This window comes from Pseudoduganella aquatica (assembly GCF_020865585.1).
Lineage (GTDB): Bacteria > Pseudomonadota > Gammaproteobacteria > Burkholderiales > Burkholderiaceae_D > Rugamonas > Rugamonas aquatica_A.
Genome location: NZ_CP086370.1, coordinates 878,285 through 900,603, shown reverse-complemented (window position 1 = coordinate 900,603; position 22,319 = coordinate 878,285). Strand labels below are relative to the sequence as shown.

The window sequence follows — 22,319 nt, the reverse complement described above, 5'->3', positions numbered from 1 at the left end:
GCGGTTTAGAACTTCATGCGCAGGCCAACAGCGAAGGTGCGGCCTGGATCATACTGGGACATGGTGGCGTTCGGGAACTGGAAGTAGCCGCGGCGCTTGGCTTTGTTCAGGTTCACGATGTCGAAGGTCAGCGATGGCAGGCCTTCGCGGTCGAATACCTGGTCCAGCTCGATGGCCGACGAGAAGTCCCACTGCTTGTAGGTGTCGCCGAACAGCGCCGCTTGCGTGATGCCGCTCTGGTTCGCCGTGGCGACCTGGCTGCCCTGCGAGTAGGTGTGCATGAAGCGCGCCATGTAGCCGTGGTTCTCGTAGTACACGCTGAAGTTGTTGGTCTTCTTCGGTACGCCCAGTGCGATAAAGCCGTTCGAGCCTTCGCCGCTGGCTTGCTGGTTGATCAGCGTCAGCGTCTCGTTAAAGCCGAAGCCCTTGATCGGCAGGACCTTGTCGAGCGGCTGCACCCAGCCCAGTTCCAGGCCACGGATGCGCAGGATGCCGTCGGCGTTGCGTGGGCGGGTCATCACGACCTGCGCCGCGTTCGGACCGCCGCGCGAGTCGATCGCCTGCTGCTGCGCCGGGATCAGCGTGCCGTAGTTGATGCCGTACTGCGCCAGCGCGGTGAACGGCATGCTGATGTTCTCCTGCACGGTGAAGCCGTTCACGCGCTTCTGGAAGCCGGTGACCGAAACGTAGCCTTCGCGGCCGGTGTACCAGTCCAGGCCCAGGTCGATGTTATCCGACAGGTAAGGCTTCAGGGTCGGGTTGCCCATGGTGCCGGTATCTGCCGACACGCCGGAGAAGTTGATGCCTGGACGCAGTGCGTTCGGATCGACGCGGGTCATGCTGCGCGATGCGGCGGCGCGGAACACGATGTCCTTGCGCAGGTCAACCGCGATGGTGCCCGATGGCAGCGTGTTGTTGTAGTCCGTGTTCTGGTACACCCACTCGCTGATGTTCGGGTACTTGCTGCCGTTCAGCGTCAGGTTGGCATTGCGCGGATCGGACTGCGAATTGAGCGCGCCCACTTGCTGGTTGGTGCGGACGTAGCGCACGCCGACGTTCCAGCGCGTGGCGAAGCCTGCCGGAGCCAGTTCACCGCTCGCTTCCATGTACACAGCCTTGGACTTCTCGCGGATGTAGCCAGCGCTGGCGCCAGTGGACGATGCGCCCGAATCAGGCGCGGTGCTGTTGTAGTAGTCGTACTTCGAATCCTTGCGGAAGCGGTCCCAGTCCAGCGCCAGGTTGCCGTACGGGCCGGGCACCAGGTAGCTAGGCAGCGCGGCGTTGGTGATCAGCGAACCCTGATAGGTCAGCGGTGCGCTCTGGCCTGCGGTGTAGCCCGTGCCGTAGCCTGGATACAGGGCCGCAGCGCTGGCGCCCGGGGTGCTGGCGCCGTTGCATGGAGGCGCGCCGTTCGGGCCTTGCAGGAACACGGTCGGGTTGTTGCCGCAGACGGCAGCCTGCCATGCGGCGGAGTTGTCCTGTGCGCGGATCTGGCGGTCGATGTCATCCCAGGCGAAGCCGCCCTTGACGGTCAGCTTCTTGTCGCCCCAAACCAGGTTGGTGTGGAAGCCCTTGGTTTCGGTTTCGCGCAGTTCGTTCTGGATATTGACGCGGCCGCCGTTCCACTGGTAGTTGGCAGGGCTGGTCAGGTCCAGGTTCGAGGTGATCGATGGCACGCCGCCGTTGTTGGCGTAGGTAATGGTGTTGCCGCTGTTCGGCGCGGTGATCGGCATGACCGTCGGCGCTTCGTGGGTGAAGCGGCTGCGATTGTAGTTACCAGCGACGTCCAGTGCCAGCGTTGGCGTGATCTTCCATTCCGCGCCAGGATTGATGCCCAGCAGGTCAACCTTGTCGTGGCGCGGGCCGAACTCGATGAAGTTCAGCGCGTTGGCGAAGGTGCCGGAAGTGACCGTGCAGCCGTTGGCGCAATCGGTTTTATCAACCTGCATGTTCAGCGGAATGCCGGCGTTGTTGCGCACTGCCCAGGTGTAGGCATTGCGCTGCATGTCGTCGTCCTTCTTGCTGTACATCGTGTCGACGTAGAAGTGCAGGTTTTCGGTCGGACGGTATTCGCCCGACAGCACGGCGGAAATCTTGTCCTTGGTGCCGTAGTATTCCATCGTGCGGCCCAGGCGCGGGATGATGGCATTGTCGATCTGCTGGATGGTCAGGCCGGGATTGTGCGCCAGCAGGAATGCCTGGTCGATCACGGTGCCCGCCACCAGGCCGTTGCCTGCGCCAGCCGGTACGGTGGCAGGGATGGTCCAGTTGCCGCCGCCGGTGTTGTTGCGGGTCGGCGAGCTGCTTTGTGCTGCGGTCAGGTTGGGGTTGGTCCAGCCGACGGTTTCAAAACCGGTGGTGCGGGCTTCCTGGCGCGAGAAGGAGATGCCGCCCAGGATGCCGTATTTGCCTTCCCAGGTATTCGACCAGATGGCCGTGCCGCGCGCGCCGGCCTTGTCGGCGATCTGCTGCTTGGTGCCGGTCAGGCTGATGGAGGTCTGGCGGCCTTCCTTGTCGAACGGACGCGCGCTGCGCAGATTGACCACGCCGGCGGCGCCGCCTTCGATCTGGCCTGCGGTCGGGCTCTTGCTGACGGTCAGCTTGGTGAACAGGTCGGTCGGCAGCAGGTCGAGGTCGACCTCGCGGTTGGTGTTGGCGCCGTCGATCGGACCGGACGAAGCCACGGCGACCGGCGAGTTGTTCAGCAGGATCTTGGTGAACGAGGAACCCAGGCCACGGATCTGGATCGTCATGCCTTCGCCCGTCACGTCGCGGCTCACGCCCACGCCCGGCACGCGGGCCAGCGATTCGGCGATGTTTTTGTCCGGGAATTTGCCGAGGTCCTCGGCGTTGATGGAATCCTGGAAGCCGATGGATTCTTTTTTATCTTTGGCGGAAGAGATCAAGCTGTTGCGGAAACCCGTCACTTTTACGGTTTGCAGTTCCGCTGCGCCGCCCTGGGCCGCCTCGGCCGATGCCGAAACCGGTGCCGCCGGCGCCGGGGCCGCCTCCTGCGCATAGGCCTGCGCAATCATGCTGGCCATTACCGTCAGACCCAATACCACCTGCTTGCCCGCCTGCGAGGCGTGCTTTCCATGCTGCTTGATCATTTCCGTCTCCTGGTTTTTGTCGTACTGCTTTTATCAGTGTAGGAGGCTTTTCTCATCATTGTCAACATTTTCTAACATCGAATGTTATGCGCAACCATTTGCAATTTTCTCCTTGGATACAGTGCGTTACACAGCTTACTCAAGCGCATCATGAAATAAAGAAAGTTCATGTTGTTTGACGCAATCATTTCCGTTGCGGCCGCTGTCCGGGCGGACAGGCACGGACAGCCGGACAGCGGACAGCCAGTGTCCGGATCAATAAAATCAAGCACTTAGCGGCGAAAAACGCCTGGCACGCTTTCTGCAATGACGTGCTTACATTTTTCACAAGCACACCACCATGATCCGAGATACATCCCATCAAGACACCGTCATCGCGCCGCCGGCCGGCCAGCACCTGAAGCGCAAGCTGCTCGCGCTGGCGGTGGCCGTGGCGGTCGTGGCGGGCGGCGCCGTGTTGTACAGCAACTGGAGCGGCAGCAGCCATTCGGTGAACGTGGCGCGCCTGCGCATCGCCGACGTCACGCGCGGCACGCTGGTGCGCGACGCCGCCGTCAACGGCCGCATCGTGGCCGCCGTGAGCCCCACGCTGTACTCGACCTCCCCTTCCACCGTCACGCTGAAAACCCATGCGGGCGACACCGTGAAGAAGGGCGACGTGCTGGCCATCCTGGAGTCGCCCGACCTCACAGACGAGCTGAAACGCGAGCAGGCCACCTTCCAGGAGCTGACCGCCGAAGTGGCACGCCAGCAGATCCTGGCGCGCAAGCAGAAGATGCTGGCCAGGCGCGACGCCGACACCGCCGAGATCGAGCGCCTGTCCGCGCAGCGCACGCTGGAGCGCTACGACAGCGTGTCCAACGAGGGCGTGGTGGCCAAGATCGACTACCAGAAAGCCAAGGACGCGCTGCAGGCGGCCGAGATCCGCGCCCGCCATGCGGCCCAGGCGGCCGAGCTGGAAGGCGACAACGTGCTGCTGGAGCTGAAGACCAAGTCGGCCCAGCTGGAGCGCCAGAAGCTGAACCTGGCCAACGCCCAGCGCAAGGTGGACGAGCTGACCGTGCGCGCGCCGGTGGACGGCTTTATCGGCACGCTGTCGGTGCCGAACCGCAGCGTGGTGCCGGCCAACGCGCCGCTGATGACACTGGTGGACCTGTCCGCGCTGGAAGTGGAAGTGGAAGTGCCTGAAACCTACGTTGCGGACCTGGGCCTGGGCATGAGCGCCGAAATCCAGGTGGGCGGCGGCAAGGCCATGGGCAAGCTGTCCGCGCTGTCGCCCGAGGTGGTGAAGAACCAGGTGCTGGCGCGGGTGCGCTTCGACGGCAAGCAGCCGGAAGGCCTGCGCCAGAGCCAGCGCGTGAGCGCGCGCCTGCTGATCGACGAAAAACCGAACGTGCTGATGCTGCCGCGCGGCTCCTTCGTGGAGTCCGAGGGCGGCCGCTACGCCTACGTGCTGCGCGACGGCGTGGCCGTGCGCACGCCCATCAAGCTGGGCGCCACCAGCGTGACGGCGGTGGAAATCCTGAGCGGACTGAAACAAGGCGACAAGGTGGTTGTCGCCGGCACCGAAACCTTCGAGAACGCCGCGCGCGTCTCGGTCAACCAATAACCGCACCAGCCAACCCAAAGAGGCCCCTCATGCTGCGCATGCAAAACCTGAGCAAAGTTTACCGCACCCACATGATCGAAACCCACGCGCTGCGCGGCTTCGAGATCAACGTCAAGCAGGGCGAGTTCGTCACCGTGACCGGTCCGTCCGGCTCCGGCAAGACCAGCTTCCTGAACATCGCAGGCCTGCTGGAAGAGTTCACCGACGGCGAATACATCCTGGACGGCACCAACGTCAAAGGCCTGGACGACAACGCCCGTTCACGCCTGCGCAACGAGAAGCTGGGCTTCATCTTCCAGGGCTTCAACCTGATTCCCGACCTGTCGCTGTTCGACAACGTGGACGTGCCGCTGCGCTACCGCGGCTTCAACACCGCCGAGCGCAAGGAACGCATCGAGGACGCGCTGGCGAAAGTGGGCCTGGCCTCGCGCATGAAGCACTACCCCGCCGAGCTGTCCGGCGGCCAGCAGCAGCGCGTGGCGATCGCGCGCGCGCTGGCCGGCTCGCCCAAGCTGCTGCTGGCCGACGAACCGACCGGCAACCTGGACACCGCCATGGCGCGCGGCGTGATGGAGCTGCTGGAGGAAATCAACGCGCAAGGCACCACCATCCTGATGGTGACGCACGACCCTGAGCTGGCGGTGCGCTCGCAGCGCAATGTGCACATCATCGACGGCCAGGTGTCCGACCTGGTGCGCAAGGCGCCAACGCTGGTGTCGGCATAAGGAGCGGCCCATGTTTTCCTACTACTTCCTGCTCGGCATACGCAGCCTGCGGCGCAATCCTGCGCTGACCGCGCTGATGGTGCTCACGCTGGCGGTGGGCGTGGCCGCCAGCATCGCCACGCTGACCATCCTGCACGTGATGTCCGGCGACCCCATCCCCAGCAAGAGCGACCGCCTGTTCGTGCCGATGCTGGACAACGGCCCGCTGCAAGGCTACACCCCCGGCGACAAGCCGAACGACCGCCAGCTGTCCTATATCGACGCGGCCAACGTGGTCGCCAGCAAGCAGGGCGACCGCCGCACCGTGATGTACGGCGTGGCCGGCGCCATCGAGCCGGCGCGCAAAGACCTGAACGTATTCAACGTGAGCGGCCTGGCGCCGACGCGCGACTTCTTCGCCATGTTCGAGGTGCCCTTCCTGCACGGCCAGGCCTGGAGCGAGGCGCACGACAAAGCCGGCGCGGACGTGGTGGTGCTGAGCCGCAAACTGTCCGAGAAGCTGTACGGCGACGCCGACCCGGTCGGCCAGCGCGTCACGCTGCTGGGCCACGAGTACCAGATCACCGGCGTGTACGACACCTGGAACCCGGTGCCGCGCTATGTGCGCATCATCGGCGGCCCCGGCGCCTTCGGCAGCGAGGACGAGTTCTACATCCCCTTCTCCTCGGCCATCCGCCACGAATACGGCCATAACGGCAGCATGAGCTGCAGCGCCTACCGCGACCCCGGCTTCGACGCGCTGCTGAAATCCGAATGCACCTGGATACAGGGCTGGATCGAGCTGCACTCGGCGGCCGACCGCCCCGCCCTGCAGAACTGGCTGGACGCCTACTCCGCCGAACAGTTCAAGCTGGGCCGCCTGAAACGCCAGGCGCCCACCCATCTGTACAACGTGGGCGAGTGGCTGGAGTTCCTGAAAGTGGTGGGCAACGACAACAAGCTGTCGGCCTGGCTGGCGTTCGGCTTCCTGGTGCTGTGCCTGGTCAACACCATCGGCCTGCTGCTGGCCAAGTTCTCGGTGCGCGCGCCGGAAGTGGGCATACGCCGCGCCCTGGGCGCCTCGCGCAAGGAGATCTTCAGCCAGTTCCTGATCGAGACCGCCGTGGTGGGCCTGGCCGGCGGCGTGAGCGGCCTGCTGCTGGCCTTCGGCGCGCTGGCCCTGATCGCCATGCAGTCCAAGCAGCTCACCGTGGTGGCGCATATGGACTGGGTGATGATGGGCGCCACCTTCCTGATGGCCGTGGCCTCCGCCATCCTGGCCGGCCTGCTGCCGACCTGGCGCGCCTGCCAGGTCACGCCGGCGCTGCAACTCAAGTCCCAATAAGAAGGAACCGCGACCATGGAAATCCGTCCCATTTTCTCTGCGCTGATGCGCAACAAGACCGGCCCCATACTGGTGGCCGTGCAGGTCGCGCTGAGCCTGGCCATCCTGGCCAACGCGCTGCACATCGTAAACATCCGCCAGGCGGTGACTGCGCGCCCCAGCGGCGTGACCGCCGAAAGCGACATCTTCCACCTGATCGTGCGCAGGCTGCGCGAGAGCGGCCACGAGGAGCAGCTGGCCACGCAGAAGGCGCAGGCCGCCACGCTGCGCGGCGTGCCCGGCGTGCTGTCGGTGGCCGACACCAACCAGGTGCCGCTGTCGCGCTCGGGCAGCTACAACAGCTTCGTCACCGACCTGAAACAGGACAAGCAGACCGCCGCCACCTCCTACTATATATCTCCCGATTCCCTGGTGAAGACCTGGGGACTGAAGGTGATTGAAGGGCGCGACTTCGTTCCGTCCGACGTGATGGAGATCGACCAGAACACGAGCAAGGAACAGCCTGGCGTCATCATGATCAGCAAGACGCTGGGCGAGCGGGCCTGGCCGGGCGCCACCAGCTACGTCGGCAAGACCTTGTACATGGGCGTGGGTCCGGAGGCCAAGCCGGCGCGCGTGATCGGCGTCATCGAGCGCCTGCAGTCGCCCGGCGCCCAGCTGGGCGTGGACGGCGAAACCACCTCCATCGTGCCGGTGCGCCTGACCGGCGACAGCTTCTCGCTGTACACCGTGCGCGCCGAACCGGGCCAGCGCGAGCGCGTGATGAAGGAAGCCGAGGAAGCGCTGCGTAAAGCCGGCAACAACCAGGTGGTGGTGAAGTCCAAGACGCTGGACGACGACCGCAAGGACCGCTACCGCGCCGACGTGGGCCTGGCGTGGATGCTGATCACCGTCAGCGCCCTGCTGCTGCTGATCACCGCCAGCGGCATCGTCGGCATGGCCAGCCTGTGGGTGACGCAGCGGCGCAAGCAGATCGGCGTGCGGCGCGCGCTGGGGGCGCGGCGGGTGGATATCCTGCGCTACTTCATCACCGAGAACATCCTCATCACCAGCGTGGGCGTGACGGCCGGCGTGCTGCTGGCCCTGGCGTTGAACCAGCTGCTGGTGAGCAAGCTGGAAATGGAACGCCTGCCGGCCGCCTACATGCTGGTGGGAGCGGGCGTGTTCTGGGTGCTGGGCATCGTGGCGGTGTACGGCCCGGCGTGGCGCGCGGCGTCGACCTCGCCGGCGCTGGCCACGCGCAGCGCGTAACCCGCCACCGCGGTTTTACGCTATGCTGGCGGCATGCCTACCGTACTGATAATCGACGACAACGCCGCCATCGCCGTCGCGCTCGAAGTCCTGTTTTCGCTGCACGACATCGAGGCGCTGCGCGCGGCCTCGCCCGAGGCCGGCCTGGCCCTGCTGGAACAGCGCAGCGCCGCCATCGACCTGGTGATCCAGGACATGAACTTCACCGCCGACACCACCTCCGGCGAGGAAGGCGTGGCGCTGTTCCGCGCCATCCGCGCGCGCCACCCCGACCTGCCGGTCATCCTGCTCACGGCCTGGACCCATCTGAACGCCGCCGTCGACCTGATCAAGGCCGGCGCCGCCGACTACCTGGCCAAGCCCTGGGACGACAACCGCCTGATTGCCACCGTCACCAATCTGATCGAGCTGGGCCAGGCCAACCGCGCCCTGTCGCAGCGCATGCAGAGCGAGCTGCGGCAGCGGCGCGACCTGGAGAAGCACGATCTGCGCGGCATGGTGTGGCAGGACCCGGCCACCGAACGCGTGATCCACCTGGCCTGCCAGGTGGCGCGCTCGGACGTGCCGGTGCTGATCAGCGGACCGAACGGCAGCGGCAAGGAACGCATCGCGGAAATCATCCAGGCCAATTCAGCCGTGCGCGACGGCCCCTTCGTTGTGCTCAACTGCGGCGCCCTGCCGGCCGAGCTGATCGAGGCCGAGCTGTTCGGCGCGGACGCCGGCGCCTACACCGGCGCCTCCAAGGCGCGCGAGGGGAAATTTGAAGCGGCCGACGGCGGCACGCTGTTCCTGGACGAGATAGGCAACCTGCCGCTGGCCGGGCAGATGAAGCTGCTGCGTGTGCTGGAAACCGGCCGCTTCGAGCGGCTGGGATCGAACCGCGAGCGGCAGGTGCGGGTGCGCGTGGTCAGCGCCACCAATGCCGACCTGCAGGCGATGATACGGGCCGGCACCTTCCGCGAAGACCTGTTCTACCGCCTGAACGTGATCGAACTGAACCTGCCGCCGCTGGCGGCCCGCCCGGCCGACATCCTGCCGCTGGCCCTGCACTTCCTGGACGGACGCAAGACGCTGGACGCGCACGCGCAGGCGGCGCTGCAGGCGCACGGCTGGCCCGGCAATGTGCGCGAGCTGAAGAACGTGATGCAGCGCGCCTGCCTGCTGGCGAGCGGCGACGTCATCAAGGTCACCGACCTGGGCCTGCCCGCCGCCGCCGCGCCCTCCCCGGCGCTGTCCGCAGCATCCACGGCAGACGCCGAGCCGGACCGCGACGCCATCTCGCAGGCGCTGCGGCGCGCGCACGGCGTGGTGGCGCAGGCCGCCGCCGAGCTGGGCCTGTCGCGCCAGGCGCTGTACCGCCGCATGGAGCGGCTCGGCATCGCGCGCGCATGACGCGCGCCATGGGCGGACAATGAGCGGAAAACGCGACCTGGGCATACGCCTGTCCCTGCTCACGCGCTGGTCCGCGCTGGTGGGCACGCTGCTTACCCTCGGCATCCTGATCGCGCTGGCGCTGACGCGGCTGCTGCCCGACCAGCCCACGCTGGTGGTCGGCATCTGCCTGCTGGCGGTCATCCCCATCGCCATCATCACCATCCGCGCCCAGCTCGAGCACATGCTGTCGCTGTTCCGCGCGCTGACGGGCACCGTCACCAGCTACCAGGACGGCGACTTCTCCTTCAGCCTGCACTGGCCGCAGAACGACGAACTGAGCGACCTGGTGGGCGCGCACAATGCGCTGGGCCAGGTGCTGCGCGAACAGCGCCTCGGCCTGGTGCAGCGCGAACTGCTGCTCGACACCATGGTGCAGAACACGCCGGTGGCCATGCTGCTGGTCAGCGACGGCGGCCCCATCGTCTACGCCAACCTGGCCGCGCGCCAGCTGCTGCACCAGGGCCGCCGCCTGGAAGGCCACCGCCTGGACGCCATCCTGGCCCAGGCCGCGCCGGCCCTGGTGGACGCCATGGCGCGCGGCGGCGACGGCCTGTTCACCACCGGCGAGGCCGAAGACGAAGAGGTCTACCACCTGGCCAGGCGCAGCTTCAACCTGAACGGCCGCAAGCACGAACTGCTGCTGCTGCGCCAGCTGACGCTGGAACTGCGGCGGCAGGAAGTGCAGACCTGGAAAAAAGTCATCCGCGTCATCAGCCACGAGCTGAACAACTCGCTCGCCCCGCTGACCTCGCTGGCCCACTCCGGCGCCGAGCTGGTGCGGCGCGGCCAGACCGAGCGCCTGCCGCAAATCCTCGCCACCATCGAAGAGCGCACGCGCCACCTGGAAAGCTTTATCCTCGGCTACGCCCGCTTCGCCAAGCTGCCCACGCCGCGCCTGGAAGAGCACCAGTGGCCCGCCTTCATTGCCCAGCTCAAGGACCAGGCCGAGTTCACGCTGCTGGGCGAAGCGCCGCCGGACGGCGCCTGTTTCGACGGCGCTCAAATGGAGCAGGCGCTTTTGAACCTGCTGAAAAACGCGCACGAATCCGGCTCGCCGGCGGACGGCGTGAGCCTGGCGGTGCGGCGCGTGCAAGGGCTGGTGCGCATCGAAGTACAGGACCGCGGCCCCGGCATGAGCGACGCCGTGCTGGCCAACGCGCTGGTGCCCTTCTACTCCACCAAGCGCAGCGGCACCGGCCTGGGCCTGGCGCTGGCGCGCGAGATCGCCGAAGCGCACGGCGGCCGCATCACGCTCGCCAACCGCGACGGCGGCGGCCTTACCGTGACGCTGATCCTGCCGCTGCAAGCGAGCTGCGCCTGAGCCTGCGGCGCGCGGCCGTGGCGGCTGGTAAACTAGCAGGATGAAATCGCTTCCCACTTCCGCCCGCTACGACCAGCCCGGCCATCCGCCGGCCACCATCACCGAATTCCAGGGCGTACGCTCGCTGCACCTGGGCACCTCCTGGGTGCAGGGCGCCATGCGCATCGCCAAGCCGGACGCCATCGAGCTGGAATATGTGCAGATGATGATGATGTGGATGCTGTTCCACGACCAGCCGCGCCATATCGTCCAGCTGGGCCTGGGCAGCGCTGCGCTGACCAAGTTCTGCTACCAGCGCTTCCCGGACGCCAGGGTGACCGCCGTGGAGCTCAATCCCAACGTGATCGCGATCTGCCGCGCGCTGTTCGGCCTGCCCGACAACGACGGCCGCCTGAACGTGGTGGAAATGAACGCGCTCGATTTCGTGATGGACCCGGCCAACCACGGCGCCGTCGATATCCTGCAGGTGGACCTGTACGACGAGGAGGCGCGCGGCCCCGTGCTCGATACGCCGGAGTTCTACCAGGCCTGCTTCGACTGCCTGAGCCCTAACGGCATCATGACCACCAATGTGTTCGGCGAGTTCAGCAACTACGACAAGAACCTGCAGGCCATGGAGCTGGTGTTCGATGCGGTGGTGTGGCTGCCCGAGGTGCATGACGCGAATATCGTCGTGATTGCGTTCAAGCAGTCGCCGCAGATCGACTTCAGCGTGCTGTACGAACGCGCGGGCGCGATCAAGAACCGCCTGAACCTGCGCGCCAAGGCGTGGGTGGACGGACTGAAGGGATGGATGTTGGATCAACAATAAGGCCGCAATAATCGGCGTCCAAAGGACTACCTTACGATATTACTCTGGAGAAATCACGCAATTTAATAAAGATTATTCGTTTTTACAACAAATGCACTAAAAGAATGCATCTGGTGTGCATTAACTCTTGGTCCGCTCAATTGTGCGCGTTAGTATTTTCGCACTGCCGGAAGCTTACCCCGCTTTCCGAGCCACTATAACGAGAGAGAATGGACCTTACATGAAGAAGATTGCAGCACGCCAGGCTTCGCCTTTCCGCTTCAAACGCACCCTCCTCGCCAGCGCCGTCCTGCTGGCCGCCTCCCAGGCTTACGCACAGACCGCCGCCGCGCCGCAGGGCGAAGAGCAGACCGTGGTCGTGCTGGGTTCGCGCTCGACCGCCAAGACCGCGCTGGACACGTCCTCGCCGGTAGGCCTGATCAACATGAAGGACATGCAGTCGGCCGGCCCGCTGGAGCTGGGCAAGCTGCTGCAGACGCTGGACCCGTCGTTCAACTTCTCGACCACCTTCATCAGCGACGGTACGGACATTATTCGTCCGGCCACCCTGCGCTCGCTCGGCCCTGACCAGCTGCTGGTGCTGGTGAACGGCAAGCGCCGCCACCAGCAGGCGCTGGTGAACGTGCAGCAGACCATCGGACGCGGTTCGGCCGGTACCGACATCAACGCCATTCCGCTGTCGGCCATCCACCACATCGAAGTGCTGCGCGACGGCGCCGCCGCCCAATACGGCTCGGACGCCATCGCCGGCGTGATCAACATCGTGCTGAAGTCGAACGTGAACGAGACCGCCGTGAGCGGCCAGGTCGGCACCACCAAGGAAGGCGACGGCGACATGATCTCCGGCAGCGTGAACCGCGGCTGGGCGCTGGGCGAGAACGGCGGCTTTATCAACCTGTCGGTGGAAGCGCGCAAACGCGAGGAAACCAACCGCGCCGGCGTCGATTCGCTGCGCGTGAACCCGCCGCGCGTGACCCAGCGCATCGGCGACAGCGACGCCAAAGACGCCTACGCATGGTGGAACGCGGCCCTGCCGATCGACAAATCGAGCGAGTTCTACGCCTTCGGCGGCTTCTCCAAGCGCAAGGGCGATTCGTCCGGCTTCTACCGCTCCAAGGGCGACGGCCGCAACGTGCCGTCCGTGTATCCGGAAGGGTTCCTGCCGAATATCCGCACCACCGTGAAAGACGGCTCCTTTGCCTTCGGCTACCGCCGCGACCTGGCCAACGACTGGAAGGCCGACGTCAGCATCAACCACGGCATGAGCGAACTGGATTTCCACGAAAAGGAAACCATCAACATCTCCTACTGGTTCGAGCCGAAACCGGGTGGCGGCATCTACGCGCAGTCGCCGTTTGAAGCCGACACCGGCAAGCTGAAATTCAACCAGACCACCTTCAACGCCGACATCAAAGGTCCGGTCAAACTGGGCGGCGAAGAGATCTTCGTGGCCACCGGCTTTGAGTACCGCCAGGACAACTACCAGATCGTCGCGGGCGATCCGGTGTCCTACCAGTACGGCCGCACCAACAATCCGGCCATCGTGATCAAGGACCAGACCGGCGGCGTGGCGGCATCCGGCACGCAGGGCTTCCCCGGCTACACCCCGGCCACCGCCGTGGATGAAGGCCGCCACAACATCGCCCTGTTCCTGGACAGCGAATACCGTCCATTCAAGGAGCTGCTGCTGGCCGGCGCGGTGCGCTACGAGAAGTACTCCGACTTCGGCAGCACCACCACCGGCAAGTTCAGCGCGCGCTGGGATCCGAGCAAGGAATTCGGCCTGCGCGGCAGCGTGTCGTCCGGCTTCCGCGCGCCGGGCGTGCAGCAGAAGTTCTACAGCTCCGTGTCGACCAACCTGAACTCGGCCGGCCAGCTGACCGAGACCCTGACCGCGCGCGAAGGCAGCGCCGTGACCACCGCGCTGGGCATCAAGCCGCTGAAGGAAGAAACCTCGCGCAACGCGTCCATCGGCATGGTGCTGCGCCCGGCCAAGAACATGTCGCTGACGGCGGACGTGTACCAGATCAAGATCAAGGACCGCATCGTGTTCTCGAGCGAGATATCGCCTGAAGCCGGCGGCGGTCCTATCGCCAACGTGCTGAACCCGCTGAAGGTAGGCCAGGCGCAGTTCTTCACCAACGCGGTCGACACCAAGACCCAGGGCCTGGACATCGTAGCCGACCACACCACCAGGTTCGACGCGTCCACCCTGGTGCTGTCCGGCCAGCTGGGCTTCAACAAGACCGAAGTGACGAAGCGCCATTCGCCTTCGAGCCTGCTGAGCGGCGCGCAGCTGTTCAACCAGGCGCAGGTGACGCTGATCGAACGCGGCCAGCCACGCAAGCACCATGTGGTGGCAGCGGACTACACGCTGGGCCAGTGGAACGTGAACACCCGCGCCAACTACTACGGCGAAGTGCAGGGCGAAGGTTTCAGCCCGCTGCAGACCTGGGACGCGAAGTGGATCGTGGACGCGAGCGGCCGCTACAACTTCAGCAAGAAGACCAGCGTGTCGGTGGGCGTGAACAATCTGTTCGACACCTATCCGTCCGAATGGAAAAACGGCGGCGACTTCCCGAAACTGGGCTTCAAGTACTGCTGGGAGACCTGCCCGTTCGGCGTGAACGGCCGTTCGATGTACGTGAAGTTTGATACGGTGTTCTAAGCCACGCCACTAAGCCGCCCGCTTGCGCGTTGCCACGCGCGGCGGGCGCGCCTCAGGTAGTTTCGCCTCATAGGCGGCCAGGTGGACCACCGCCGCCAGCCGCCGCACAAATCCCTCCATCAAGTCCGCAGGAATCTGCGCATAGCCCAGCATGAGGCCATGCCAGGCCTGGGTGCGTTCGCAGGTCGCATGCATGCTGAGCGCGTGGGCGACGATGCCTTCCTGCGCCAGCCGCGCGCTGATCGCGGCGTCGTCCAGCGCGGGATCCGCGAAGCGCAGCGCCAGGTGCATGCCGGCGGATGCGCCGTGCACTTCCGCAATCGCACCCAGATGCTGGCGCAGCGATGCCACCAGCACGTCGCGCCGCTGGCGGTACAGGCGGCGCATGCGGCGCAGGTGCAGCGCGAACTGGCCGCTGCGCAGGAACTCCGCCAGCGCCAGCTGCTCGGCCACGCGGCCGCGCGCGGCGGACTGCGCGCGCATGGCGGCCAGCGGTTCGGCCAGGCCTTGCGGCGCCACCAGGAAGCCGATACGCAGGGCCGGGAACATGGTCTTGCTGAAGGTGCCGAGATAGAGCACCGGCGCGTCCGGCGCCAGGCCCTGCATGGCGGCCAGCGGCGGGCCGTCGTGGCGGAACTCGCTGTCGTAGTCGTCCTCGATAATCAATGCGCCTGCGGCGCGCGCGCCGGCGATCAGCGCCAGCCGGCGTTCCAAAGCCAGCACGCCGCCCACCGGATACTGGTGCGAAGGCGTGGTGTAGATCAGGCGCGGCGGGCGCTGGCGCCAGTCCTGCGGCGTGGGCGCTATGCCGTCTTCATCCACGGCGATGCCCTCCACTTTCAGGCCGGCGCCACGGAAGGCGGCCAACGCGCCGAGGTAGCCGGGATGTTCGATCCAGACCGTGTCGCCTTCGTCCGCGCAGGCGCGCGCGCACAGGTCCAGGCTGCTCTGGGTGCCGTCGGTGATGAAGACCTGGCTGGCGCCGCACAGCACGCCGCGCGAGGCGCGCAGATGGTCTGCGATGGCGCTGCGCAGCGCCTCCTCCCCGGCCGGGTCGCCGTAGTTCAGCTGGGCGGGATTGAGGCCGCGCCAAACGCGGTCCAGCAGGCGACGCCAGTGCGCGGCGGGAAAGGCGTCCAGCGCCGGCACGCCGGGCACGAAGGCGCCCATCTGATGCGCAGGACCGCCCACCTCGCGCAGATTGCGCGCGCGGCGCGACAGGCTGTGGTGAGGCTCCCCGGCAGGTTGCTGAGCTTGCGCGCGCGTGGCGGCGTGCGCGGCAGCGGGAGCGGCGACGTTTGCGGCGGCGGAAGCGCCAGCGGCAGCGATGGCTGCCGCCACCGGCGCCACGACCGTGCCGCGCCGGTCGCTTACTGCGTAGCCTTCGCATGCCAGCTGCTCGTAAGCGTAGAGAACCGTGTTGCGCGCCATACCCAGCTCAGCCGCCAGCGTGCGCGTGGCCACCAGGCGCGTGCCGGCAGCCAGCGTGCCGTCGCGTATCGCCGCGCGCAGGCATTCGTGCAGCATGCGCTGGCGCGGCCAGCCTTGCCCGGCATGACGTTGCATGAAAGAGGAAACAAGCAAGGCGTAGTCCATCGTGGCTCCAAAATATTCTAACGTTCTGGATCTTTTTACAGAGCCATGTATTGATTATATTGCACCACATGAAAACACATCCATCCCCACGCACGCGGGTACGCCGCATCCCCACCAACGCCGCCTACGACAGCGCCACGCTGTACGCCATCATCGATGACGCCTACGTCTGCCACATTGCCTTCACCGACGACAACGGCCCGCATTGCATCCCGACCGCATGCTGGCGCGAAGGCGGCCATCTGTACATCCACGGGTCCAACGGCAGCCGCATGCTCAAGCGGCTGGCGGAGAGCGAGTCCTGTGTCACCATCACGCATGTGGATGGCCTGGTCATGGCGCGTTCGGCCTTCAACCATTCGATGAACTACCGTTCTGCGATGGTGTACGGCCAGTTCGAGATCGTGGAGGGAGACGCGAAGCGAGGCGCAATGGAGGCGTTCATGGAGCAGCTACTGCCGGGCCGGCAGGCGCAGGTGCGCGGCGGCAGCGACAAGGAATACGCCGCCACCACAGTAATGCGCATTGCGCTGGACGAGGCGGCGTGCAAGGTACGCGCGGGCGGCCCGCAGGATGACGCCGAGGACATGGCCATCGACACCTGGACCGGCGTGCTGCCGCTGCAGCGCGTGCGTGCCGCTCCCGCTCCCGCCGAGGGCGCCGGCGAAACACCCGGCTACATCCAGCAGTGGCAGGGGAAGCCCTAGGCGGCGATCGGAGCCGGGCACACGCCCACGATCAGCGGCGCTCGCGCTGCCAGAGGGCGAGCATGGCGGCCGCGCAAATCAGCGCGAAGGGCCATGACGGGAATGGCGCGCGCGGGCTGCTTGCAGCTACCGCTTCAGGAGAGCGCGCGGCATAGCGGGCAGTGGCGTCCTGGCGCAAGGCTTGCTGCCATTGCGGCCAGTCGCTGGCGGCATAGATATAGACGCGATGTTCGGACGCGCCGCTGCGCAGCGTGAGCCAGCCGGCTTGCTGCGGCAGGAATGCGGCGCACACCATTTCGGCTCTCGCAAGACGCGCTTGCCATACCAGGCCTGGCTGCACGGCCTGGCCGGACTGCCCATCAATGTGCAAACTGCTTCCTGTCTCGGCACCCTGGGCGCAGATCTCGGTGCGCAGGCCTGACACGGGCATCGGGTCGGGCTGCTGCCAAACCAGTTTTTGCGTGGCGCCCACGGCGGCTTTGTCGAACAGCGCCTGCCACCACTGGCCGAGCGCGGCGGGCGAGGAGATGGCGTAGCGGTGCCAGTCTGATACACCTATCCACGCGATACTGCCTTTCTTCCATGCGCGCTGCCACAGCCAGGGCTGGCCTTTGCCATCGACCGCTGCGGTGCTCCAGCCTTCGCCCGGCTGGGCCGCAGGATTGAGAGAGGCCGGCGGCATGGCGAGCTGTTCGCCGTTTATGCTGAACTGGCGGACATCTTCCTTTTCCGTGGTCGGATTTTGCGGCGCCAGGCGCAGCGCCAGATCGCGCTGCCAGATCGCGGCGCTGGACGCATTACCGCCCAAGATAAGCAACGGAACGCCCTGCCCTGTTTGCGCCATCAGCGCGGCGCGCGCGGGGGCGGACAGGGATTCAAACCAGGCGGCATCGACAACTTGCACGTTGGGCTCGGCCAGATCGGCGCGCGCGGATTCGCTGCGGCTCAGGCCTTTGCCCAGCGTGGTCTGCCAGTCCAGCAAGGCGCCGCTGTCGGACAGGAGCTGGTTCAGCGCGCGCGCGTCGAAGGAGGGAGCGCCGAAGCGGCCGATGATTTGCAGCGGGACCGGCGGCGTGACTTGCAGCGGCACGGGGCCTTGTGCGACGGTCTTCCCGGCCGTGTCTAGCAGGCGGGCCTGCAGCAGCATCTGTTCGGCCAGCGGCGGTTGCCAGTTCAGCGAGAGCGCGGAGGCCTGGGTGGCCGTTTTGGCTGCTTGTGGCGACTCTGCCAGCATTTCTCCGTTCTCGGCGAGCAGTTGCAGGCGCCAGCCGGCTTGCGCGCCGGTGTGGCGCGCGGAGAGGATGAAGCTGCGGCCGAGCGGCAGGGTGCGGGGGAATTCGAGGCGCAGCAGATCGCCCTGCGGCGCAGTCCAGCGCAGCGGGCGCGCTGGCAGGTCGTCCCACTGTGCGGCACGCAAGCCATGGCCGGTCAGCGCGATCGATCCGGACTGCGGCACGGCGAGCAGCGCGCGCGCCAGGGCGTCGCCCGCAGGCGCGGAAGGCGCACCGGTTGCGATGGCGATTTCGCCGGCGCGGGCAGCAGGCTGCATTGGGGAGGCCAGCATGGCGGCCAGCGCCAGTGCGGCCAGCAATGCCAGAAGAGCGTTGAGCGCCTGGTCCCTGCGGACATACAGCGCAGCGCTGAACAGCCCGGCTAGCAGCACTCCACCGCTGGCTGCGCCGAAGCTGAAGGCGATGCCGAACATTTCCATGGTTGCCATCATGGCTGCTCCTTGCCGCGCCAGGCCTGGCGGAATTGACTGTCGGACTGCGGTTTCGCCTGCAGCACCACGGCCGCTTCGGTGAGCGTGGCGCGCAGGTAGGCACGCAGCACGGCGCGGCAGCTGGTGCAGCCGTCCGCCACATCCTGCACGGCGCGCTGCGCAGCCAGCTTCTGTTCGTCGCCTCCGATGCGTTCGGCGATGATGCTGCGCGCGCTCTTGCTCCACAAGGCGGGCAACGCTCCGTTGCCGGCCAGCGCTTGCACCAGCTCGCGTACATCCTGCGGCACCTTGTCGTCCGCCGCACCCTGCGCGCGCTTGTAGCTTTGCGCTCCGACCACGTCGCCGGAAAGGCGCTTTTCCTCCTTGATGGCGGGCGGTACAAAAGCGGTGCGGTGCAGGTAGACGCGTTCGGCCTGCTGCAGTTCCTTGATGGCGTCCAGCGCCTTGTACTCGGGCGCCAGCGCCGCCTTGGGCAGCATGGCGCGCAGCTGCTTCTCGGAGTCCCACATCGCCTTGAGCGCGCGGCGCAGCACTTCCTTGGTCTTGGGATCGAAAATGGTGGCGTTGTCGGTTTCGTCGTGCTTGTGGCCGAACTCGGCGACGATGCTGGCCATGCTGCCGTCCTTGAAGCCGCCTGCGCCTTCGCCGTGGCCTGCCTGGTGGCCTTCCTCGTGGCCATGCTCGTCGCCGAACAGGGTGGATTCCTCGCCCAGGAACTGGCCATAGCGCAAGCGCAGGGCCGACTGGTCGCCTGCGATGGACTCGCTGCGTTCGCGCAGCGTGGCGGCGTTCAGGCGGGGCATGTCGGCCACCAGCTGCTCGGTGTCGATAATGATCTGGCGCTGGCTGCGCAGGCTCTCCGGCTTGACCACGGTAGGCAGCGCGGAGGAATCCAGGCTTTCGGATTGCGGACCGGGCAGGCGCAGCGTGTAGGTCGGTGTCTGGACGGTGTGCGGCTGGCCGGGGGCGTTGTCCGTGGCGCGGACGAAGAAGTACAGCTCGTCGCCGGGCTCCATGCCCAGTTCCGCAAGCGCCCAGTTCTTCTGCCAGTTGCGCGTGCGCGGGTCCGGCGATTGCGGCAGCGGCATTTCGCGGTCGCTGAAACGGATGTTCTCGCCGCTGCCGCGCGCCAGCGTCAGGTGCAGGCTGGCGCGCACGATGCCGTAGTCGTCGCGCGCGGAGACCGATAGCTGCACGGACTGCGCACCGGGCGGCAGGACCTGGATCGCTTCGGTGGGCGCGGTGATGGCGACTTGCGGCGCCTGGTCTATCGTGACGCGGATGTTGTGGCGGCTACCTGCTCCGCCGCGCACGCGCCAGAAGATGGATTCGGTGGCGGTCCAGGCGGCGCAGTCCTGCGTTAGCGCAAGCGTCTGGCCGTCGCTCAGTTCCAGGATGGCGGGCGGCTCGCCGCTGCGCTTGTAGCACCATTGCACCTGGCTGTGCTGCGGAACCTGGATGTCGGCGGCACCGGATTCGAAGGCGGCGGCTTTGGTGTATGCGGGCGGGGTGACGCGCAGGACGATTTCGCCGGGGGCGGCTGGTTGGGACTGGCTGGCGGATTTGCCGCCTGTGCTTGCGGGAACGCTCCGGGTTTGCTGCCAGGCGTAGGCCGACGCGGCGCACAGCAGGCTGGCAATGATGGGCAGGAGCGTGAAGCGGATGCGGGTGCGGGCGATGGCGCGGTAGTCTTCCTCGCGCAGCACCTCGAGCAGGCGGGCTTGCAGGCGGTTGCGCTGGAGGCGGGCCACCGGGGTGGCGGGTTCGGTGGCGAGCAGGGTGCTGCTGTCTTCCAGCGCAGGCACGGCGGCGTCCAGCCAGCGCGCCCATTCGGCGCGGACGCGGCGCTGCAGGGCGCGCAGGTCGAGAGCGAACCAAATCAGCCACGCGGCCGGCAGCAGGATGGTGGCGGCTTTCGTTACGGCGGAAAGCGGAGCTGGCCGCAGCAGTGCGAACAGCATCAGCGCCAGCAGCGGCAGCAGCGCGGCGGCCCACAGCGGTGCGCGGCGCAGCAGGATGGCGCGCCACAATCGGCGCAGCACGGTGGAGCGGAAGTCAGCGTCGGCGGACATGGGTCATCAGGCGTTCAAGGGCAAACAGGGCCAACAGCAGGTAGGCAAGCCAGGCAGCGGGCGGCGTGTTGGGCATGGCCAAGGGCGAATTGCGGCGCGGGGCGAGCTGCATCGCGGGCATGGGGTATGGCTGGACAGGCTGGGCAAGCGACTGCCAGGTTTCGTAGAGGGCGCGGGCGGCGTCGGCGGTTTGCGGGGGCATGGCGGCGGAGGTCCACAAGCGGCCTTGCGGGCTGCTGGCGATCTGCAGCTGCAGGCCGTTGATGGCGAGCGGCGGGCTCGCGGCATCGGTGGCGCCGAGTGCGGCCGGCCTGGCGGATGGCGGCAGCCACCACAATGGCGCGTGCCAGCCGGGCGGCGGCGCGGCCTGCGAGTCCCACACGATCAGCTCTGTTTCGGAGCTGGGTTTGTCTTCAATCAGGTAGCGGCTGCCGTCGGCTGCCTCGAAGGCCGCGAACATCGCGCGCCAGGCGGCCAGGCGCTCCACTGGCGCGGCTACGACAACGCTGCGCTGCGTGCGCGGCGCGGAGGCCGTGGACGTGGCGGCGGGCAGGAGGCGGATGTCCACGGCGTGGGCCAGTGGCGGGAGCTGGGCGGGCATGGCGATGGATTCGGCCAGGACCAGCATGCGCGCGCCGGGGCGCCATTCGCTTTCGTTCGCTTGCAGCCATTGCAGGGCGTCCGGTGGCAGCGGCATTTGCGGCGCGGCGCTCAGGCCGGCGGTGGCGATTTGCTGCTTGATCCACGCCGGCGCCCGGGCGTCGGCACGGGCCTCCAGCGCGGGCGAGATGAAGACGGTGTCTCCGCGCCACGGCATGGTGGTGGCGGCGAGCCAGGCGATCAGGGCGGCCAGCAACAGGCAGCGCAACGCCAGCAGTATCAGGTCTTCCCAGCGCCAGATGCGCGCGGTCTGCGGCGGGGCGGCGGGCAGGAAGCGGGCTGTTGCCAGCGGCTCGGATTTGACGCGCTGGCGCTTCTGGCGATGCCACCAGATGGGCAGCAGCAGCACGGGCAAGGCGAGCCACCACAGGGCGAGTGCGCTGGAGATCATCGTGCCCTCGCTCGCGGCGACGCCAGTTGCAGCCAGCCGCGCAGCACCGCGGTCAGCGGCTGCTCAACGCGTGCTTCGTAATAAGGGATGTCGTGCTGGCGGCATGCCGCGCCAACACCGGCAAAGTGCGCTTCCAGCGCGGCGCGGTACGCGGCGCGGCCCGATTCCGTCAGCATATGCAGGCCTGCGGCGTTGGTGTCCGATGGCGGCATGCCGCCTTCCAGGTCGCGGTAGCCGGAACCGGGGTTGAAGCTGGCGTCCACTTCGGCCTGGGTGCGCACGGCCAGCAGGCGCACGTCGTGCTGCATATGGCGCAAGCGCAGCAGCGCTTCGGACAATGGCGACGGCCATTCCAGGCAATCGCTGGCAGCGAAAACGAGGCTGGGCGCGCGCGCGAAATGCAGGCTGGATTTGAGCGCGGCCGCGTCCGGCAGCGCGCCTTGCGGCCGGGCCTTGGACAACTGCGCCAGCACGCGCTGCAACTGGCGCGGACCGCGCGAGGCGGGCGTGAATTCGGTGCGGCCGTCGGTGCAGACCACCAGCCCGAAGGCGTCCCCCTGCCGCTGCGCGACGGCGGCGATGCAGCCCAGCACCGTGGCGGCGAAGCGCAGCTTGTCCACCTTCGGCACCTGGCGGCTCGGCTCGGACATGGACGCGGTGGCGTCCAGCCAGAGCCAGGTGGCGACGTGGCTGTCGCGCTCCGCTTCGCGCACGTAGTAGCGGTCCGCGCGCGCCAGCAGCTTCCAGTCCACGCGGCGCCACTCGTCGCCCGGCGCGTAAGCCCGGTACTCGGAGAACTCCACGCCCGCGCCGCGCTCGCGGCCCGCGTGGATGCCGTGGCCCAGCCCCGCCAGCACGTGGCGGATGACCAGGTCCAGGTCGTTGGTGTGCGCCAGCAGCGCAGGAGAGTCCAGCAT

General features: G+C 67.0%; 15 protein-coding genes. 9 read left to right on the top strand and 6 right to left on the bottom strand.

The genetic code is table 11. The annotated features are described in order from the left end of the window. Positions 1 to 5: 5 nt before the first annotated feature. A complete protein-coding gene (locus KT882_RS03930; protein ID WP_228894512.1) occupies positions 6 to 3,110 on the bottom strand; it encodes a TonB-dependent receptor in 3,105 nt (1,034 codons plus the stop codon). Between the two features lie 340 nt (positions 3,111 to 3,450). On the opposite strand from KT882_RS03930, the gene KT882_RS03925 reads away from it, so the two are divergent. The 8 genes from KT882_RS03925 (at position 3,451) to KT882_RS03890 (ending at position 14,253) form a co-directional block, all read left to right on the top strand. Next, positions 3,451 to 4,719: an efflux RND transporter periplasmic adaptor subunit gene (locus KT882_RS03925; RefSeq protein WP_228894511.1), complete on the top strand. Its 1,269-nt coding sequence runs from the start codon at positions 3,451 to 3,453 to the stop codon at positions 4,717 to 4,719. Positions 4,720 to 4,748: 29 nt separating this feature from the next. Next, complete coding sequence (locus KT882_RS03920; protein WP_161071452.1) at positions 4,749 to 5,444, top strand: ABC transporter ATP-binding protein; 696 nt, start codon at positions 4,749 to 4,751, stop codon at positions 5,442 to 5,444. A 10-nt stretch (positions 5,445 to 5,454) separates the two neighbouring features. Continuing rightward, positions 5,455 to 6,768, top strand: coding sequence for an ABC transporter permease (locus tag KT882_RS03915; protein ID WP_228894510.1), 1,314 nt, complete (start codon positions 5,455 to 5,457; stop codon positions 6,766 to 6,768). Positions 6,769 to 6,783: 15 nt separating this feature from the next. Beyond that, a complete protein-coding gene (locus KT882_RS03910) occupies positions 6,784 to 8,019 on the top strand; it encodes an ABC transporter permease (RefSeq protein ID WP_161071454.1) in 1,236 nt (411 codons plus the stop codon). Between the two features lie 33 nt (positions 8,020 to 8,052). Then, positions 8,053 to 9,411, top strand: a complete 1,359-nt coding sequence (locus KT882_RS03905) for a sigma-54-dependent transcriptional regulator (RefSeq protein ID WP_228894508.1) — start codon at positions 8,053 to 8,055, stop codon at positions 9,409 to 9,411. A 19-nt stretch (positions 9,412 to 9,430) separates the two neighbouring features. Then, positions 9,431 to 10,774 carry a sensor histidine kinase gene (locus KT882_RS03900; RefSeq protein WP_161071456.1) on the top strand — a complete coding sequence of 448 codons (1,344 nt, stop codon included), beginning with the start codon at positions 9,431 to 9,433 and terminating at the stop codon, positions 10,772 to 10,774. Positions 10,775 to 10,814: 40 nt separating this feature from the next. After that, a complete protein-coding gene (locus KT882_RS03895; RefSeq protein ID WP_161071457.1) occupies positions 10,815 to 11,585 on the top strand; it encodes a spermine/spermidine synthase domain-containing protein in 771 nt (256 codons plus the stop codon). A gap of 220 nt (positions 11,586 to 11,805) precedes the next feature. Beyond that, on the top strand, positions 11,806 to 14,253 hold the full coding sequence (locus tag KT882_RS03890; RefSeq protein ID WP_161071458.1) for a TonB-dependent receptor plug domain-containing protein: 2,448 nt from the start codon (positions 11,806 to 11,808) through the stop codon (positions 14,251 to 14,253). Positions 14,254 to 14,262: 9 nt separating this feature from the next. Here KT882_RS03890 and pdxR read toward each other — a convergent pair whose 3' ends face one another. Further along, the gene (gene pdxR, locus KT882_RS03885; RefSeq protein ID WP_228894494.1) at positions 14,263 to 15,849 is read right to left on the bottom strand and encodes a MocR-like pyridoxine biosynthesis transcription factor PdxR; all 1,587 of its coding nucleotides are present in this window, start codon (positions 15,847 to 15,849) and stop codon (positions 14,263 to 14,265) included. A 68-nt stretch (positions 15,850 to 15,917) separates the two neighbouring features. Here pdxR and KT882_RS03880 point away from each other — a divergent pair, with 68 nt between their 5' ends. Further along, complete coding sequence (locus KT882_RS03880) at positions 15,918 to 16,556, top strand: pyridoxamine 5'-phosphate oxidase family protein (RefSeq protein ID WP_228894492.1); 639 nt, start codon at positions 15,918 to 15,920, stop codon at positions 16,554 to 16,556. Positions 16,557 to 16,587: 31 nt separating this feature from the next. On the opposite strand, the gene KT882_RS03875 is transcribed toward KT882_RS03880, so the two are convergent. From KT882_RS03875 to KT882_RS03860, 4 genes are read right to left on the bottom strand one after another with little or no spacing between them, the layout of a single operon-like run. Further along, complete coding sequence (locus KT882_RS03875; protein WP_228894490.1) at positions 16,588 to 18,279, bottom strand: hypothetical protein; 1,692 nt, start codon at positions 18,277 to 18,279, stop codon at positions 16,588 to 16,590. Beyond that, positions 18,276 to 20,351 (bottom strand): DUF4175 domain-containing protein, encoded by a 2,076-nt coding sequence (locus KT882_RS03870; RefSeq protein WP_228894489.1) that lies wholly within the window; start codon positions 20,349 to 20,351, stop codon positions 18,276 to 18,278. The genes KT882_RS03875 and KT882_RS03870 overlap by 4 nt, the downstream gene beginning before the upstream one ends. After that, positions 20,335 to 21,402: a BatA domain-containing protein gene (locus tag KT882_RS03865; RefSeq protein WP_228894487.1), complete on the bottom strand. Its 1,068-nt coding sequence runs from the start codon at positions 21,400 to 21,402 to the stop codon at positions 20,335 to 20,337. The genes KT882_RS03870 and KT882_RS03865 overlap by 17 nt, the downstream gene beginning before the upstream one ends. Then, positions 21,399 to 22,319 (bottom strand): DUF58 domain-containing protein, encoded by a 921-nt coding sequence (locus KT882_RS03860; RefSeq protein ID WP_228894485.1) that lies wholly within the window; start codon positions 22,317 to 22,319, stop codon positions 21,399 to 21,401. Before KT882_RS03860 ends, KT882_RS03865 begins: the two co-directional genes overlap by 4 nt.